The 15061-nt window shown below is 43.1% G+C and carries 12 protein-coding genes; 6 read left to right on the plus strand and 6 right to left on the minus strand.

Translation table 11 applies throughout. From position 1 onward, the window contains the following. Positions 1 to 22: 22 nt before the first annotated feature. Complete coding sequence (locus OCT63_RS08465) at positions 23 to 934, plus strand: DMT family transporter (protein WP_269983573.1); 912 nt, start codon at positions 23 to 25, stop codon at positions 932 to 934. Between the two features lie 14 nt (positions 935 to 948). Then, the gene (locus OCT63_RS08470; RefSeq protein ID WP_136997791.1) at positions 949 to 1200 is read left to right on the plus strand and encodes a hypothetical protein; all 252 of its coding nucleotides are present in this window, start codon (positions 949 to 951) and stop codon (positions 1198 to 1200) included. An 88-nt stretch (positions 1201 to 1288) separates the two neighbouring features. On the opposite strand, the gene OCT63_RS08475 is transcribed toward OCT63_RS08470, so the two are convergent. After that, positions 1289 to 1897, minus strand: a complete 609-nt coding sequence (locus tag OCT63_RS08475; RefSeq protein ID WP_161749954.1) for a DUF2238 domain-containing protein — start codon at positions 1895 to 1897, stop codon at positions 1289 to 1291. A 199-nt stretch (positions 1898 to 2096) separates the two neighbouring features. On the opposite strand from OCT63_RS08475, the gene OCT63_RS08480 reads away from it, so the two are divergent. Both OCT63_RS08480 and OCT63_RS08485 read left to right on the plus strand, forming a co-directional pair. Continuing rightward, positions 2097 to 2936, plus strand: coding sequence for an isopenicillin N synthase family dioxygenase (locus OCT63_RS08480; RefSeq protein ID WP_046223594.1), 840 nt, complete (start codon positions 2097 to 2099; stop codon positions 2934 to 2936). 165 nt (positions 2937 to 3101) lie between these two features. Further along, entirely contained in the window at positions 3102 to 3740 is a 639-nt protein-coding gene (locus OCT63_RS08485; RefSeq protein ID WP_161684369.1) for a DNA-J related domain-containing protein, read from the plus strand. A 73-nt stretch (positions 3741 to 3813) separates the two neighbouring features. Here OCT63_RS08485 and mrdA read toward each other — a convergent pair whose 3' ends face one another. The 5 genes from mrdA to OCT63_RS08510 all read right to left on the minus strand — a co-directional run bounded on the left by mrdA (position 3814) and on the right by OCT63_RS08510 (position 11792). After that, on the minus strand, positions 3814 to 5712 hold the full coding sequence (gene mrdA / locus OCT63_RS08490) for a penicillin-binding protein 2 (RefSeq protein ID WP_161684371.1): 1899 nt from the start codon (positions 5710 to 5712) through the stop codon (positions 3814 to 3816). A 294-nt stretch (positions 5713 to 6006) separates the two neighbouring features. Continuing rightward, positions 6007 to 7662: an ABC-ATPase domain-containing protein gene (locus tag OCT63_RS08495; RefSeq protein ID WP_161684373.1), complete on the minus strand. Its 1656-nt coding sequence runs from the start codon at positions 7660 to 7662 to the stop codon at positions 6007 to 6009. Positions 7663 to 7782: 120 nt separating this feature from the next. Further along, positions 7783 to 9690 (minus strand): sensor domain-containing phosphodiesterase, encoded by a 1908-nt coding sequence (locus OCT63_RS08500; RefSeq protein WP_060466770.1) that lies wholly within the window; start codon positions 9688 to 9690, stop codon positions 7783 to 7785. 179 nt (positions 9691 to 9869) lie between these two features. Then, entirely contained in the window at positions 9870 to 11069 is a 1200-nt protein-coding gene (fabV, locus tag OCT63_RS08505) for an enoyl-ACP reductase FabV (RefSeq protein WP_161684375.1), read from the minus strand. An 81-nt stretch (positions 11070 to 11150) separates the two neighbouring features. Then, positions 11151 to 11792: an arylesterase gene (locus tag OCT63_RS08510; protein ID WP_161684377.1), complete on the minus strand. Its 642-nt coding sequence runs from the start codon at positions 11790 to 11792 to the stop codon at positions 11151 to 11153. Here OCT63_RS08510 and OCT63_RS08515 point away from each other — a divergent pair. Both OCT63_RS08515 and OCT63_RS08520 read left to right on the plus strand, forming a co-directional pair. After that, positions 11791 to 12465: an ABC transporter ATP-binding protein gene (locus tag OCT63_RS08515; protein ID WP_161684379.1), complete on the plus strand. Its 675-nt coding sequence runs from the start codon at positions 11791 to 11793 to the stop codon at positions 12463 to 12465. The two genes, OCT63_RS08510 and OCT63_RS08515, sit on opposite strands and share 2 nt — an antisense overlap. Position 12466: 1 nt before the next feature. Next, positions 12467 to 14905 carry an ABC transporter permease gene (locus tag OCT63_RS08520; RefSeq protein WP_161684381.1) on the plus strand — a complete coding sequence of 813 codons (2439 nt, stop codon included), beginning with the start codon at positions 12467 to 12469 and terminating at the stop codon, positions 14903 to 14905. Positions 14906 to 15061 lie beyond the last annotated feature (156 nt).

Raw genomic sequence — 15061 nt, forward strand, 5'->3', positions numbered from 1 at the left:
ACAACTCGATTAGGACAACACAATGCAAACCGTGATTATCACATTCATTACGCTGCTGGCATTTGCTGCCAATTCAGTATTGTGTCGTTGGGCTTTAATGGATCAAACGATTGATCCTTTGAGTTTTTCGATCGTACGTATGTTATCGGGAGCACTCACTTTATTGATTTTATTAACCTTATCTTCAAACGCTAAGCGCAAACAAGTTAAAGCAGCAGACAGTAACACATCGATCTATACCAAGGTTCGCACTCAGTTTGATCTAACAGCGATATTGACTCTACTGGTTTATATGTTCGGCTTCTCGTTTGCTTACTTAACGCTAGGTGCAGGGCTTGGTGCTTTGGTGTTGTTTGTCGCGGTGCAATTCACCATGATTGCTGCATACCTGTTAGCTGGTAACAGAATGTCATCGATTGAGTGGGTTGGGTGTTTATTGTCTGTTGCGGGGCTCATTTACTTATTAATGCCGACAGAGTCGACAGGCTCATCGGATCTAATCTCCATCATATTAATGGCTTTAGCTGGGGTTGGGTGGGGCATTTACACACTGGCAGGCAAGAAATCGACAAACGCACTTCAATCGACTACGGCCAATTTTGGTTTTGGTTCGTTAGTCATTCTTGCATTGTTAAGTCTTCTAGCCTTCATTCCGAGCGTCGCGGAACAAATATCCATAACCGAGCAAGGTTTGATTTACGCAGTATTATCGGGAGCTGTGGCCTCTGGCGTGGGTTATAGCTTGTGGTATTACGTCGTGAAGAAACTAAACACCGTTGTTGCATCCATCGCGCAACTCTCTGTTCCTGTTATCGCAACACTTGGTGGGGTCTTACTCTTGTCCGAGCCGGTCACTATGCAATTTGTTATCTCTTCGACCGTCATTTTACTGGGGATAAGCTTGGTTCTTGTCGCCCCTAAACTTAAGAAATAAAGAGTTGAATCACTATGGCTAAACCAAACAAGAAACAACCGACTAAGACGGTTCAGATTTTCTGCGCAAAATGTAAGGCACAACTTTTCAAGTATCGGAAAGGTGGTAAAGGTGCTCTCGTAAAGTGTTTTAAAGAACGAATTGTTGAAGATTTCACGACAGAGCCCTGTATTTGCCCTGAATGCGGCATAGAGTTCGCACGTGATACCTTAGTTAGAGGCACGCCAGCCTACAAATTTGTTGGCGGTAAAGTCACGATGAAATAAAAATGCCACAGCACTAATTGTGTGTGGCATTTCAGACCTGTTATTGAAGTTAAGAACTGATCTTGATGTTAAGAATTGGAGGCTAGTATCAATGAACTCTAACTCGCCCTTGAAGCTTGAGAAGTAACAACGAGACTATTGCTCCAGTTGTATCGCAGAGCATGTCTTTCTGAGCATCCCAAATATCACCTTGTGACCCAAGGAATGCGATACCTTCATCGCCACCTGCAATTTCCGCGTACCACCATTCAATAATCTCATACCCTGCTGCAACACTCATGATGGCGAATAGAGCAAAGAAACATGCCAATACTGGTTGAGCTAATTTCTTACGAATCAAATATTCAGCGAGCGGGTAAGCATAAAGACCAATAGCAAAATGAGCGACTCGATCAAAATTATTACGTTCAGAGCCTATCATGTTGTTAAACCAATCAAAGGGCACTTCTGCGAAAGTGTATTTGGCGCCAATTGTGTGTAGAGCTAGCCAAATAAACATTAGAACGTACGCTGTCTTTGAAAAGGTGAGCTTGGTAGAAAGCCACCATATACCGGCAAGAATACTAAGGGCGGGGGTGATTTCTGCTATCCATACCGCCCTTGAAAAAGGTTCAATAGCAGAGAATAGAAATACAGTCAGGTAAAGAACTGTCAGTGACAGCAAGGGGATGTTTTTAGCAAGAGGCGTTGTTGTCATATCAATCTCTCGTAGAATTTTTAGATATAGTTACATAATAATGAACGCTGTTCAATTGAGTTTGATTTACCAAACCTGTTGAAAATAAGCGTTATAGCCCACTATCTAGACAAACGATTGCGAGAGTTTCACAAAAGTTTGATTTACAGCAAAGCGAACCATAAAATCCCTGAATCACTACATAACAAGAAAGAAAGCCATGAAACTGGAAACTGTCGATTATCTTGCTGACGACGCAGCGGAACAATTTGTTCGCTCTCTACGTGAAACTGGATTTGGCGTACTAAAAAACCACCCGATCCCAAAAGAGCTTGTTGAGTCAATTTACGAAAACTGGTACCAATTCTTCATTTCTGAAGAGAAAGAAAACTTCCACTTTAATGTTGAAACACAAGATGGATACTTTCCGCCTTCAGTGTCGGAAGTTGCAAAGGGACACACTGTAAAAGATATTAAAGAGTACTTTCATGTCTACCCGTGGGGTCAGGTTCCTGAACAGCTGAAAGAACAGATTCTAGATTACTACCAACGCGCAAACGCATTTGCTCAAGAGCTTCTAGGCTGGGTTGAAGCGCACGCGCCACAAGAAGTACAAGAGAAGTTCTCAATCGCACTTTCTGAAATGATCAATGGTAGTCAACAAACCTTGCTCCGCGTACTTCACTACCCACCAATGCAAGGTGATGAAGAACCAGGTGCAATCCGTGCTGCTGCTCATGAAGACATTAACCTGCTGACTATCCTGCCTGCATCGAACGAGCCTGGCCTACAAGTTAAAGCACAGAATGATGAGTGGTTAGATGTTCCATGTGATTTCGGCAACATGATCATCAACATTGGTGATATGCTTCAAGAAGCATCAGGTGGTTACTTCCCATCAACGACTCACCGTGTAATCAATCCATCGGGTGCGCGTCAAGAGAAATCACGTATTTCTCTACCACTTTTCCTTCATCCGAAACCAGAAGTGGTACTCTCTGAAAAGTACACGGCGAACGAATACCTAATGGAGCGATTAAGAGAACTTGGTGTTATCTAATTCGTCTTAATTGTATATTGTAAGGGGCCAGCGTAAAGCTGGCTTTTTTTATTTTTACACGCCTAACGGTGTGAAATTTAATTTGTTTGAACCTCGACAAGTGACCATGAATCGATTTCAATTAGCAAGTTACTTCAATATATACGTCAATAGGCTTACTTAATTATGTCTGACAAAGCAGCTACATCAAATCATCAAGGTATTAGGTCCACTTTTCAGGCACATATGGAGAACCCTTTGCTTTGGCCTATTCTGGAGGTGCTTAAGCAACAACCGAGTGGATGGAAAGTGCATACCTTGGCGGCGCATCTCAACGATCTCGGCTTGGTGCCAGTCTTAGATCCCGTGCCTGAAAAAGAGCTATTCAAGAAAAACTTCTTAATCATGAATGCACTCTATCAGTTGCAAGACACTTTATACCCTGACAGCTGGCTTCAAGTTCAAGCCATGGACATTGAATTGATGAATGGGCGTTATCATGGCAGCACTCATACAATCGATCTTGAAGACCCACTGCGTGATTACTATGTCAATTGGCTTAACTATGAAGCTGATGAAGGTGAAGTAAAGCGGCTGTTGAATGAGTTTTGGACGCGCTACAAGAAGTTTGTCGGTGGCAGCGAAACGGATATGGACAGAAGCAATGCGCTCAGTTTATTCGAGCTACCACTGGATGCGACTCAACAAGATATTCGAAAGCGATGGAGACGCCTTGCACTGCGTTGGCATCCGGATAGAGATGAGGGCAATACCTCCAAGTTTCAGGCGCTGTGTGAAGCATGGCACGTACTACGAAGTTCGTAATTGAAGCGCTTGCGTGGTTACCTCTAATAGAAAGCCCCCATTGTGAGTGATACCAATGGGGGCTTTGTTTTCACTACGAGTGATCTTTTCTTTCGCCACTTTTATGCTCAAATGCGTAATCGAGTACCTTACGAATGTATGGCGCCCCCACTTTTGAACCACCGTTACCATGCTCGATAACCACTGTCGCAACATATTCAGGGTTATCATAAGGTGCAAACGCGGTATAAAGCGCGTGGTCGAGTAGGTGACGTGCTAGCTTCTTCGAGTTATAGACCTGATCCTTTGCCAAGTCGAAAACCTGTGCCGTTCCTGATTTACCACCGCTTACATACTCAGCGCCCTTGAAGGCTCTTCGACCACTGCCTCGACTGCCATTGTTTACCAGTCTCATTGCATTAATTGGTACGTCCCAAACCTCATCGGGTACTTCTTCAATCGATGCCATCTGTTTTGGCACAACAGGCGTTTGCGTATCAAAGTCTTCACCATGATCTAACGTTGCTCTTAGAATGTGTGGAGGCATCACCTTACCGTGATTCACTAACACAGATGTGGCTTTAGCTAGTTGCAGTGGAGTAGAAGTCCAATAACCTTGCCCAATACCAATCGGCACGGTATCACCTTGATACCAAGGCGTGTGATAACGCATCATCTTCCAATCACGAGTCGGCATATTGGCGTTACTTTCTTCATAGATATCGATGCCTGTAGGTTTACCAAAACCAAAACGGTTCATCCAAGTAGAAATGCGGTCGATACCTAAATCAAAGGCCGTTTGATAGAAGAACGAATCTACAGATTCTTCAATCGCTCGCGTCACATTAACAGGTCCGTGTCCCCAACGTTTCCAGTCTCGCCAAGCTTTCGAGTTTGATTTGGAGCCGGGGATTCGCCATATACCATGGTCGTTACGCACGGTGTTTTCCGAAATAACATGTTCTTGTAAGCCAGCAACGGCCATAAAGGGTTTGACGGTCGAAGCGGGCGGGTACACACCTAAGGTTGTTCTATTCACCAGTGGGCGGGATGGATCGTTTAATAAGGCTTGGTAGTCTTTACTAGAAATGCCATCGACAAAGAGATTCGGATCATAGCTAGGGCTAGATGCCATCGCCAATACGCTATTGTCTTTTGGATCGAGAATCACTGCACTACCGGTACGATGGTTCAGTTGGTTGAAAACGTATTTTTGTAGTTCGATATCAATATTTAAAACAATGTCTTTGCCGGCAACTGGAGGCACATATTGAATCGTTCTCACAACACGGCCACGGCTATTGACTTCGACCTCTTGATAACCTTTGGTGCCATGAAGTATGTCTTCGTAATATCGCTCAACGCCAAGCTTACCGATGACGGTCGTCGCTTGATAGTTCGCTTCTATACCTTGTTCTCCCAACTTTCTAAGATCGCTATCATTGATGTGCGCCACATATCCTAAGATATGAGTAAGAACCTCACCATTTGGATAGAATCGTTTCAAACTGGTATCGATAGACAGGCCGGGGAATTGATATTGATGAACGGAAAACTTCGCAATCTCTTTTTCAGTTAGGTTCTCCAATATAGTCACAGATTTAAAACGACGTGTGTTGTGATAACGTTTTTTGAAACGAGTAATCTGTTCAGAGTCACGCGGGATGAGTTGGTGGAGTTTTTCGAGCATTAAGTCAACGTCATCAGTTTGCTCTGGAATCATGGTCAAATCAAAGACGAGTTGATTTTCCGCCAATAACACGCCATTACGATCATATATCAGCCCACGAGTAGGCGCGATAGGCAGTACTTTGATTCTATTACCATCCGCTCGGGTTTGGTAGCTTTCGAAGTTTTCTACTTGGAGCCTATATAGGTTTCCAACTAAGACGAAGGTGAAAATAAAAATCCCAATAAATGCGACGATAACTCGGTTTCGAAACAAATTTATTTCGCTTTTATGGTCACGAATTCTTACGCCTTTGTGGTTCATCAATATCTCGACCTGTTACATTTAGTTACACTTTCCAAGGCTGAACTTTATCTGAATACCACTAGGGCATTGTAAAAGCTGTGTCATTATTTGGATTGTCAGGGATAACTATAGTTAATTGAAACATATTGGCTTAAGTCACACTTAATAAGTCGGTTGTTAACCACGTAAAAAATAGCGTTATTGATGTATTAATCGTTATAGAGTTGGTATTGCAAGGAAGGAGGCACCATATAAAAAACGGCCCTCATTAATGAGAGCCGTAAGTTGAAACAGTGCTATCTGGTAGACAATCTAGTTAGTAGGTTTGAACTGAGACTTACGCATACGGTTCAAAGCAGCCATAATGTCCAACGTTCTTGGTTTTGCTAAATCACCGTACTTTGGCATGTTAGCGTGCCATTCGTTTTCTAAAATAGTGTTGAACTCTTTCGCTGGATTATTTGACCAACCTGGCGTTTGTGCAAACTGAAACCAAGCCCAACCGATCGCATTGACCTCTGATGTTGACTCAAGTTGCTCTAATGCAGAAAGGTCTGCGAACTCTTTACCAAAGCGCAGTGATTCTTTGCCTTTCGCGCTAACACGGAACTTGCCGTCCATAAGAATGTTCATCAGTGATACGCGGTTCAATGAACGCGGTACAAACATCTCTAAAGCCGTTTCACATTCATTAGTACGTTGAGTAGGGTGCTGAGCAATCACATCTTTTGCTTTTTCAGTCACGTCTACCGCTTGGTAGTCGTGCATTTGAATTACAGTGTTTGCTACGTCTAGGTAATCACCAGAACCACCCATTACCACGATGGTTGAGATATCCATCTCTTCACGTAGTTGGCCGATACGATCAACAAGCGGTGTGATTGGCTCGTCCCCTTTAGAGACTAAAGCCTGCATACGCTCATCACGAATCATGAAGTTGGTCGCTGACGTATCTTCATCGATAAGTAGAGTTTGTACACCGGCTTCAATTGACTCTTGTAACCAAGCCGCTTGAGACGTAGAGCCAGACGCATCTTGAGTACTAAAATCACACGTGTCTTTCTTCATTGGTAAATGGTTGATGTAGTTTGACAAGTTCAAGCTGTGTACACATCGGCCATCTTCCGCACGAATCTTCATCGTATCAATGGCAGTCACAATACCCTCGCGACCATCACCAGGAATATGATTGTAGATAGAACGTTCAACAGCGTTCAATAGCGTCGATTTACCGTGGAAACCACCGCCAACGATCAATGTGATGCCTTTAGGAATGCCTAGGCCAGTCACATCACCTTGGTTTGGCGTGTTTAGTGTTACGCTCAATGATTCTGGCGCTGTAAAAGGAACTGCATCTTTCATTGGAAGATCACAGTTACCCGCGATACGTGGTAGCACACTGCCGTTAGCAACGAATGACGCTAGATTATTTTCGTTTAATTGAGCACGTAGCGCTTCTTGGTCTTCAATCGTTTCACAATGTTCGATCATCGCGTCAATGTTCAGTTCACGCTCAAGCGTTGCACGGCGAATAAACTTCGGTAAGTAGAAAGTGATGATGTTGAGCGCTTTCTTAGCAAGAATGCTACGTCCATCAGCAGGTAGGTTGATACGGAAACGAAGTTCAATACCGTGCTCAGTAAACACAACCGATGTGCTGTCTAAAACCGTTTGACCCGTCAGAGCGATAGATATGGAAGATTCTTGTTTAGCGAACTCAGAGAAGCTACGTGCAATAAAGTCACGAGCTGCTACTTGGTATTCGTAAGACTTTTCTTTAAGCCAATCTAACCCAGTTAATGACCACGCGCGCGTTGCGCGAAAACGAGAAGCTGACGCGTACGGGTCACCTTGAATGTGGTCGATGTGTAATTCAAAATCAGCAAAGTCGTATTGACCTTTAATTTGTTGATATGCACGGTAGTTTTGTTTTTCGAGCTTTTTAAGCTTTGCAGTCAACTGATCCATAACGAGGAATGCCTATATAAGGGGAAAGATAAAAACAGAAAGGCGGCGATTATAAAAATCACCACCTATAGAGTAAAGAGAAAGTAGACCTAAATTGAAAACTAACTACTCTTTCGCGCTTTAAGCGTATCGAGTTGTCCCTAAATAGTTTTGATTGATTAAGCTGTGTTCAAATTCTTTACTCGGCATCGGTTTACCATAGAGGTAACCTTGGCCCACATCACAGCCTTCATCAATAATAAATTGTTCCTGAACTTCGGATTCTATGCCTTCAATAATCACTTTTAAGTCTAACTTCTTAGCAATTTGAACAATAGAACGAACAATTTCAGAGTCTTCATTTGAATGCAGCATCTGATCTATGAAGCTCTTATCAATTTTAATTGAGTCAAATGGGAATTTTTTAAGGTAACTGAAAGAGGCGTAGCCTGTACCAAAATCATCTAGTGACAAGGTAACACCAATGTCGTGTAACAGTTCTAAAGTGTTTTTAGCAACAACTTCATCTGCAATAAGTCCACTCTCGGTAACTTCGAGCTCCAGGAAGCTAGGCTTAAGGTGGTAGGTTTCTAATAAATGGACAACTTGTTCCGCAAAATGTGCGTTCTTAAGTTGTACCGCAGAGACATTAACTGCCATCTTGAAATCATCGACGTATTCAGACCACTCTTTGGCTTTTTCAATCGCATTACGTAAAACAAAGCTTCCTACTTCAAAAATCAAACCGTTTTGCTCTGCCATATGTATCAAGGTCTCGTTGGAGATATCACCTAAAATCGGATGGCGCCAACGTAGTAAGGCTTCAGCACCTAACCAACGATGAGTCAAAGGGCAGACCTTAGGTTGAAAATAGAGCATGAGGTCATCATTACGAACGGCTTGTAATAAATATCCTTCTATCTTATTGATGTGGCTTTGTTCTTCTGTGTGAGACTGAGAGTAATAAGCGAACTTTTGTCCGGAATCTTTACAGGCGAGCATCGCTTCTGAGGATTTTTGGAGAATGCTTTCTGCATGATCTTCTTTATCAGTAATCGCAATCCCAATAAATGCATGCAAATGAACTTTGTCATTTTCGATCAAGAATTCTGAATGGCCGACCTTAACTAAAGTTTGGCAGAGTTCTTCAAGGCGGTGGTGTACATCCTTAACGCTAAAAGCAAGAACGAGCTCGACAGAAGTAGGGCGCGCCGTTAATACCTCAATATCGTCAATGTTGTTGATTCGTTTTCGATACTCGACAAGTACTTGATCTAAGGCGCTATAGCCATAACGTGCTTGTATACGCCTGCCATTAGTAAATCCAATATGAATTACAGCAAACGAACAACCAGTTAACCTTCGCTGTGACAGTAACTTTTGATTTAAACGAGACTCGAATGCATTTCGGTTCAAAAAACCGGTTCCAAGATCGTGGTTTTTTTGGAAGTTTATTTTTTGTTCGGCGGCTCTTCGTTTATCAATTTCTTGGTTTAATGAATAATTAAGACTGGCGAGATCTTTAGTTCGACTGTACACGCGGTTCTTTAACTCGCGGTTCACTTGGGTAAGCTTAGCATGCTGAAATAAGGTTTTGAGCTGAGACTCTATCGAAGTGCGAAAGCTTTCTAATAGCTTGATATAGGTAGGAGTATAGTGATTCTCTTTAGAGTCCAAAATACAAATGGTGCCAAAGAGTTCACCATTAGGCCAAAGTAATGGGATGCCGCAGTATGAGACTAAACCAAGCTCTATATCTGGGTTATTTTCCCATTGAGGGTCACTTAAAGCATTGGGCACAATCAACTGTTGCTGAGACTCCATCACGCTTTCGCAATAAAGCCCACTCCCTAAGGTTTCTGAATCCCCTTTAGTGTAGGGATTGTTTTGGCTGTTACTGGTTGAAAATACTTCTATAGAATTGGCATGAACGCGCATGATCAGTGCTGCTGGCGTTTGAGTCAGTTCTGCCAAAAGGTCAACGATGTTCTGCCAGCCAGACTTCATGTCGTCTGGAATATCTAGATCGAGAGTTTGTATTTTCTTCATATGACTCCGAGTCAATTATGCTAAATGCATCAACACATCCTGTGTTAACCACAATGAAACCAAAAAACCTATAAATATATCATTTAATAAGTATAAGAAAAGTTATAGAAAAAAACCTCTGCAATTAAGCAGAGGTTCTCGAATGTGAATACGTGTCTCAGTATTAAGATGATTTTATCTTAAGGCACTAATTTTATGAAATCAGAGGTGTTAAGTTGCTGACTATAGTCTACCGATTGTTGGGCAAAACCATTTAACTGCAAAAACTCTTGTTTGAATCCTTGATAGTCGCCCAACGTTTGAAAGTTGTTTTCATCCATGCTTTTAAGAATTTCTGTTACATGAGATTGAGTCTCTGCATCAAGTTCCAAGTCATCCATTCGAATTAAGCGCTCACCATCAAGCGGTATCTTTTCTTGGCCATACAGTTTAGAGCTAAACAAGCGTTGCATTTGTTGAATACATCCTTCATGTGTCCCTTTGTCTTTCATTACTTTATACAAAGCGAGCAGGTAAGGGCTTAACCCAGGAATAAATACGCTGGCCTTAGTGACCAGAGCTTTACAGACCGTAGCATAAGCATTACCACCAAAGTTCGCTAATTCAAGGTTGAGCGCATGGCTTGTTTGATGAAGGTCTATCTTGGCGCGGCCTAAAGTGCCATCTAAGTAAATAGGGTGAGTTACTTCTGGACCAACATAAGAAAACGCAATCGTTTTACACCCTGGAGCGATAGATTCCGCGTTGATTAGCTCGTCTATCCAGCTTTCCCAATCTTCTCCGCCCATGACTTTGAGTGTACTTTGTGCTTCTTCTTCCGTCGCCGCTTCAAGAGTGTTGGTTACCCAGCTATCGTGTTCAAGTGAGATCGTTGCTCCGGTGACGCTTTCTCCGATTGGTTTAATAGCAGATCGCCAAAACTCCTCGGAATCCGGTTTAGGTCTGACGGCAGTTGCTAAGCTGTAGATAATCAGGTCAACTTCACCTTCGAAGTAGGTTTCGATGGCTTCGACAACTTGCGAGCGTGTCTCTTGGGAAAAGGCGTCGCCAACGATGTTGATAGCGGTATGTTGCTCTCGTTCAGCCTCTTTCTTGAAGTAGATGTTATTGTACCAACCGGCAGTCCCTAGCGATTTTTCATTAGGGCCACGCTCGAATGAAACGCCGATGGTGTCAGCTTTTGCACCGCCAAAGGTAAGGGCGATACGAGCGGCAAGGCCGAAGCCAGAGGAAGCACCGATGATCAGTACTCGTTTAGGACCGTCTTTAATTTGAGCAGCACTCTTAACAAACTTAATTTGTTGCTTTACGGCTTCTTGGCAGCCTAATGGGTGCGCGTTTTTGGCTACCACACCCTTGATAATAGGTTCGATCAGCATAAATAACCTTGCAGTTTACAATGATATGCACTCAGGTTAACGTAAAACTGTGTAAAATTTATTGAGCTAGACCATTAAAACCTAAAGATACTGATATAATTCTCCGGCGACGAATTCCGCAATCCAAGGTTGAGCCTCTGGTTTTGGATGGAGTCCATCGTTCATCATCCACTCTGGTTTAAGAATGATATGTTCCAGAAAAAACGGAAGAAGTGGTACCTTTTTTTGATCGGCAATAGACGCAAACACGTATTCAAATTGCTGGTTGTAACGCTTACCGTAATTAGGCGGGATTCTAATTTGCATAATAATAGGTTTGGCACCTGCGGCTTTTATTTGTTCAATGATTTGGTCTAAATTTGCAGACATCAACTTAGGTGGAAAACCGCGAAGCCCATCATTCGCTCCTAGTTCAATGAGAACACTGTCAGGAGCATGCTCTTCAAGAAGTTGTGGTAGACGAGCTAAGCCGTTGCCAGTTGTGTCACCAGAAATACTTCCGTTAACCACGGTAACCTCTTTATTGTGCTTCGCTAGCGCCTCTGGTAACAAACTTGGCCAACTCTGTTTGATGTCCATGTTGTAACCAGCACTCAAGCTATCGCCGAGGATCAATAGAGTCGCTTTTGGAGTTAACGTAGGATTTCTTACTAGCTCACTATTTTGGGCTAGACACGCGGTTGAAAGAAAAATAAAGAATAAAAAGGAAATTAGTCGAGTCATGCATACATCCATCATAAAAGCAGAAGCTGTTTCTAAGACAGTGTCTACTAAACAAGAACATTTAACAATCTTAGAGCATGTTGATATCGATATTCGTGAAGGCGAAACTGTCGCTATTGTTGGAACGTCTGGTGCAGGTAAATCAACCTTAATGACGTTACTCGCAGGTCTTGATGTACCAACGGAAGGTGAGATCAGTTTATTGGGGCAGCCACTCTCGCGACTTGATGATGAAGCAAGGGCTAAGATCCGCAGTGAATCCGTAGGGTTTGTCTTTCAAAGCTTCTTATTAATTCCAAGCCTTTCTGCACTGCAAAATGTCACGCTTCCGTGTTTGCTAAAGGGAGAAGACGAAGACATCGAACGTGCGACTGCTCTGCTTGAATCAGTAGGCTTGAAAGACAGGCTTGATCATTTACCGTCTCAGCTATCTGGTGGTGAGCAACAGAGGGTCGCTTTGGCCCGCGCGTTCATGATTAAGCCTAAGATCCTATTTGCAGATGAACCAACGGGCAACCTAGACCAACAAACAGCAGCCAAAATTATTGAATTGTTGTTTGAACTAAACTCATCACACGGCACAACACTGATCTTAGTAACACACGACCCTAAGCTTGCACAACGTTGCCAGCGAACTCTCAAAATGCATGTCGGTCAGATAGAGGAAGTCTAAATTGAATTCACCAAATGGACTGAACAAGCGATTATTTTCATGGAGCATCGAAGAAATTCGACATGGTCAACTTTGGCCAGTATCGATCGCTTTGACGTTAATTATTGCTTGTGTATTCGCGTTGTCAGCGTTGGCAGAGCGTATGGAGCAAGTCATTGTTAAACAAGGTAAAGATGCTCTAACAGCGGACAGTGTGTTTATCTCAGCAAATCCAATCCCACAACCTTTACTCGATCTCACTCAGGTTGAGCAGTTGGAAAGTTCTGAACTAACCCGTTTTTCCACCATGGCATTCAGTGATAACTCAATGCAGTTGGTGACGGTGAAAGCGGTTGAGAGTAACTATCCATTGCGCGGTGAAATGATACTGGAGGGCGCTAATAATGCGTCTCGTCATCATGTTGAACCGGGTGAGCTTTGGCTGGATGAACGTATATTTGCTCAGTTAGAAATTGAAATTGGTGACAATGTCACGATTGGTGATGCGGATTTAACAATAACAGGTCGCATCACTCAAGAACCGGGCTTGAGCTTTAACCCATTTCAGCAAATGCCTGCGGTATTGATACACAGAAGTGATATCGATGCGACGGGTGCCATTCAACCGGGAAGCCGTGTGAGTTTCAGACTGTTTTTGAACGGTGATGATGACAAACTAAAAGCTGCACAAGACAGTATCGAGCTAACACCAAGTGATCGCTGGCGCACGCAAGATTCAGCAAGCCGTACCAACGAGATGTTTGAAAGTACAACGCAATACCTGTCACTCACCGTGGCCATCGTCGTGATCATGGCAGCAACAACTTTAGTACTCACTTGCCAGCACTATGTGGCGAGTCGTCGTAAAACCATCGCGATGCTAAAAAGTTTGGGGGCGAGCAAGCCGTGGATCATTAAATGGCTTTCGGTTCAGGTATCTCTATTAGTCGTGATTGGCGCCGTGTTAGGTATTGCGATTGGTATCGGTTTAGAGTTTTTGCTTCGAATCCCACTGGGTGACTTATTGCCATCGCCACTTCCGAGCTATGGCATCGAGCCCGCGGTGTTAGCTATTCTATCAAGCATTCTGATAGGGGTGCCTGCATTGGGTATACCATTAATCGGCTTGGTCAACACATCGGCTATTAGTGTTATCCAATCAAGCCACAAGGCACACGACAGCTACAAAAAGTTCGCATTGTTGCTTGTACCTATTATTCCTATGATGTTGATGTATGGCGACAATCTGTTGGTATGGATTGTCTTAGCCGGTATTGCGTGTCTGTTCATAGTGTTAGCTATTGTAAGCACGGCTGTTCTACGCCTGTTTGGCAAGCTACCAACTTCAACATCAATGCGCTTAGCGTTAAGCCGAATCAATCGAACTCCGCTAGCAACAGGTATTCAGTTTGGCTCGTTAGCTCTTTCGTTGATGCTGTTGTCCATTATATGGTTGGTAAGAAGTGATTTGCTGTCAGATTGGCAACAAACGTTACCAGAAAATGCGCCCAATGCTTTCGCGCTTAACATTGCTGATTATGAGAAAGAGAACTATCTAGCGACCATTGATTCGAATCAAGTAGAACGAACCCAAGCGTTTCCAATTATTCGAGGTCGGCTCACCACGATCAACAAGGTAGAAGCGGCTGAATACAGTAATACGTCAGACAAGACCGATGCTCTTCGACGTGAAATCAACTTCACTTGGGGCGATAGCTTGCCTGAGTACAATGAAGTACTCGAAGGAAGCTGGACACAAGAGCAGGGCGTGTCTGTTGAATCTGATGTTGCAAAAGAGCTTGGCTTACAAATTGGTGATGAACTCACATTTACGATAAACAGCCAAAATGTTGCAGCCCAGGTTAATAGCATACGAAAAGTTGAGTGGCGTGAAATGAAGCCAAACTTTTATTTCATATTTACTCCAGATGTATTGAGCTCGATTCCGTCAACTTGGTTGGTGAGCTTTAGACTCGAAGATAAACACAATCAAATGCTCAATGAATTATCTCGAAATCACCCAACAGTGAGTTTGATGGATATTCGTAAGATGGGCAGCAAAATCCAAGAACTGCTTAAACAGATTGTTTGGTCAATCACTGTGCTTGCTGCGCTTGGCGTGGTTGCTGGGCTGTTACTCATCTTCACACTGTTACGATTGAGCTTATCTCAAAGGCAGCAAGAAATTCGTTTGTATCGCACGTTAGGCGCGAGTAAGAAACGGATTCTGAATACGATTTGGTGTGAGTATGGATTAATGGCATTAGTGGCGGGTTCTATCGCGGCGTTCGGTTCAGAGCTCAGCGTAGCGGGAGTGATGAGCTTTGGCTTCGAACTGACCCCCTCGTTTCACCCCACGTTGTGGGCTGCTTTACCTGTGCTGACCTTTATAATGCTAGCCGCTGTAGTTAACAGTTTGATTAAACGTTTATTATCTCCGGCAAGTAAGGACTTCAGCTAGATATACAGCTTGCCACTGACACAACGCGTTAAATGGACTAATTATGAATGTTTATACTTTAGTCGCAAGCGAGTTATAGAAACCATCATTTGGTTTTTTTATTTAACTGACGAGTACCATGATAAAGAAATTACACACTTTAAAATCATTGGTTTT

The organism is Vibrio sp. RW (assembly GCF_027587105.1).
GTDB lineage: Bacteria > Pseudomonadota > Gammaproteobacteria > Enterobacterales > Vibrionaceae > Vibrio > Vibrio toranzoniae.

Bases quoted from the DNA above. Each gene is read 5' to 3' on its own strand.
- OCT63_RS08470 (WP_136997791.1), top strand. From the start codon at position 949: ATGGCTAAACCAAACAAGAAACAACCGACTAAGACGGTTCAGATTTTC.
- OCT63_RS08480 (WP_046223594.1), top strand. From the start codon at position 2,097: ATGAAACTGGAAACTGTCGATTATCTTGCTGACGACGCAGCGGAACAA.
- OCT63_RS08485 (WP_161684369.1), top strand. From the start codon at position 3,102: ATGTCTGACAAAGCAGCTACATCAAATCATCAAGGTATTAGGTCCACT.
- OCT63_RS08500 (WP_060466770.1), bottom strand. From the start codon at position 9,690: ATGAAGAAAATACAAACTCTCGATCTAGATATTCCAGACGACATGAAG.
- OCT63_RS08475 (WP_161749954.1), bottom strand. From the start codon at position 1,897: ATGACAACAACGCCTCTTGCTAAAAACATCCCCTTGCTGTCACTGACA.
- mrdA (WP_161684371.1), bottom strand. From the start codon at position 5,712: ATGAACCACAAAGGCGTAAGAATTCGTGACCATAAAAGCGAAATAAAT.
- fabV (WP_161684375.1), bottom strand. From the start codon at position 11,069: ATGCTGATCGAACCTATTATCAAGGGTGTGGTAGCCAAAAACGCGCAC.
- OCT63_RS08515 (WP_161684379.1), top strand. From the start codon at position 11,791: ATGCATACATCCATCATAAAAGCAGAAGCTGTTTCTAAGACAGTGTCT.
- OCT63_RS08495 (WP_161684373.1), bottom strand. From the start codon at position 7,662: ATGGATCAGTTGACTGCAAAGCTTAAAAAGCTCGAAAAACAAAACTAC.
- OCT63_RS08510 (WP_161684377.1), bottom strand. From the start codon at position 11,792: ATGACTCGACTAATTTCCTTTTTATTCTTTATTTTTCTTTCAACCGCG.
- OCT63_RS08465 (WP_269983573.1), top strand. From the start codon at position 23: ATGCAAACCGTGATTATCACATTCATTACGCTGCTGGCATTTGCTGCC.